This window comes from Synechococcus sp. PCC 6716 (assembly GCF_022570815.1).
Classification (GTDB): Bacteria; Cyanobacteriota; Cyanobacteriia; order Thermosynechococcales; family Thermosynechococcaceae; genus Thermosynechococcus; species Thermosynechococcus lividus.
In genome coordinates, this window is sequence record NZ_JAKLTU010000069.1 from 1 (window position 1) to 2,861 (window position 2,861).

At 52.2% G+C, this 2,861-nt stretch carries 1 protein-coding gene; it reads left to right on the top strand.

Annotation, left to right across the window (positions count from 1 at the left end):
• Positions 1-2,861 (top strand): tetratricopeptide repeat protein (locus L5220_RS14230; RefSeq protein ID WP_499574313.1); only part of this gene is annotated, 2,861 nt, incomplete at both ends.

Here is a 2,861-nt window from a genome sequence, read left to right on the forward strand (position 1 = left end):
TCCTCAACAACTTGGCAGGGTTGTATCAAGCACAAGGGGAATATAGCAAAGCCGAACCGCTATTCCAGCGCAGTTTGGCGATCAGGGAACGAGTTCTAGGTGCCAATCACCCAGATGTCGCCCAATCCCTGAACAACTTGGCGCTACTGTATCAAGAACAAGGCGAATATAGCAAGGCCGAACCTTTACTACAGCGCAGCTTGGTGATTTTGGAGCAAGCCCTAGGCGCCAACCACCCAGATGTCGCCCAATCCCTGAACAACTTGGCGCTACTGTATCGAGAGCAAGGCCAATATAGTAAAGCCGAACCCCTATACCAGCGCAGTTTGGCRATTWTGGAGCAAGCCCTAGGCACCAACCATCCAGAAGTGGCCACGACCCTCAATAACTTGGCGCTGCTGTATCAAGCGCAAGGGCAGCATAGCAAGGCCGAACCTTTACTACAGCGCAGCTTGGTGATTTTGGAGCAAGCCCTAGGCGCCAACCATCCAAAAGTGGCCCAATCCCTGAACAACTTGGCGCTACTGTATCGAGAGCAAGGCCAATATAGTAAAGCCGAACCCCTATACCAGCGCAGTTTGGCAATTTTGCAACAGACCCTAGGGGCTAACCACCCAAATGTGGCCGCTACCCTCAACAACTTGGCGCTGTTGTATGAAGCACAAGGGGAATATAGCAAGGTCGAACCTTTACTACAGCGCAGCTTGGTGATYWKGGAGCAAGCCCTAGGCACCAACCATCCAGAAGTGGCCACGACCCTCAACAACTTGGCGCTGCTGTATGAAGCACAAGGGGAATATAGYAAGGCCGAACCCCTATACCAGCGCAGTTTGGCAATTTTGCAACAAGCCCTAGGCGCCAACCAYCCAAATGTGGCCGCTGTCCTCAACAACTTGGCRSKGTTGTATSAAGCACAAGGGGAATATAGCAAGGTCGAACCTTTACTGCAGCGCAGTTTGGCGATCAGGGAGCAAGCCCTAGGCACCAACCATCCAGAAGTGGCCACGACCCTCAACAACTTGGCGCTGCTGTATGAAGCACAAGGGGAATATAACAAAGCCGAACCTCTTTACCAGCGCAGTTTGGCGTTAAGGGAACGAGTTTTAGGCACCAACCAYCCAGAAGTGGCCACGACCCTCAATAACTTGGCGCTGCTGTATGAAGCACAAGGGGAATATAACAAAGCCGAACCTCTTTACCAGCGCAGYTTGGYGATTTTGGAGCAAGCTTTAGGTGCCAATCACCCAGATGTCGCCCAATCCCTGAACAACTTGGCGCTACTGTATCGAGAGCAAGGGGAATATAGTAAAGCCGAACCCCTATTGCAGCGCAGTTTGGCGATCAGGGAGCAAGCCCTAGGCACCAACCATCCAGAAGGGGCCACGACCCTCAATAACTTGGCGCTGTTGTATGAAGCACAAGGGGAATATAGCAAGGTCGAACCTTTACTCCAGCGCAGCTTGGTAATTTTGGAGCAAGCCCTAGGCGCCAACCATCCAGAAGTGGCCACGACCCTCAATAACTTGGCGGTGCTGTATCAAACACAAGGGGAATATAGCAAGGCCGAACCTTTACTACAGCGCAGCTTGGTGATTTTGGAGCAAGCCCTAGGCACCAACCATCCAAAAGTGGCCACGACCCTCAATAACTTGGCGCTGCTGTATGAAGCACAAGGGGAATATAGCAAGGTCGAACCTTTTCTCCAACGCAGCTTGGTAATTTTGGAGCAAGCCCTAGGCACTAACCATCCAGAAGTGGCCACGACCCTCAATAACTTGGCGCTACTGTATCAAAAGCAAGGGCARTACGCCAAAGCCGAACCGCTATTGCAGCGAAGCTTGGCAATCAGGGAGCAAGCCTTGGGCACCAACCATCCAGAAGTGGCCACGACCCTCAATAACTTGGCGCTACTGTATCGAGAGCAAGGCCAATATAGTAAAGCCGAACCCCTATACCAGCGCAGTTTGGCAATTTTGCAACAGACCCTAGGSGCYARCCACCCAAAAGTGGCCACTGCCCTCAACAACTTGGCGCTGTTGTATGAAGCACAAGGGGAATATAGCAAGGTCGAACCTTTACTACAACGCAGCTTGGTGATTTTGGAGCAAGCCCTAGGCACCAACCATCCAGAAGTGGCCACGACCCTCAATAACTTGGCGCTGCTGTATGAAAAGCAAGGGCAATACGCCAAAGCCGAACCTCTTTACCAACGCAGCTTGGTGATTTTGGAGCAAGCCCTAGGCACCAACCATCCAGAAGTGGCCACGACCCTCAATAACTTGGCGCTGCTGTATCAAAAGCAAGGGCAGTATGCCAAAGCCGAACCGCTATTGCAGCGAAGCTTGGCAATCAGGGAGCAAGCCTTAGGCACCAACCATCCAGAAGTGGCCACGACCCTCAATAACTTGGCGCTGCTGTATGAAGCACAAGGGGAATATAGCAAGGTCGAACCTTTACTACAGCGCAGCTTGGTGATTTTGGAGCAAGCCCTAGGCACCAACCATCCAGAAGTGGCCACGACCCTCAATAACTTGGCGCTACTGTATGAAAAGCAAGGGCAATACGCCAAAGCCGAACCKTTWCWMCAGCGCAGCTTGGTGATTTTGGAGCAAGCCCTAGGCGCCAACCATCCAAAAGTGGCCACTACCCTCAACAACTTGGCAGGGTTGTATGAAGCACAAGGGGAATATAGCAAAGCCGAACCGCTATTGCAGCGCAGTTTGGCGATCAGGGAGCAAGCCCTAGGCACCAACCATCCAGAAGTGGCCACGACCCTCAACAACTTGGCGCTGTTGTATGAAGCACAAGGGGAATATAGCAAGGTCGAACCTTTACTACAGCGCAGCTTGGTAATTTTGGAG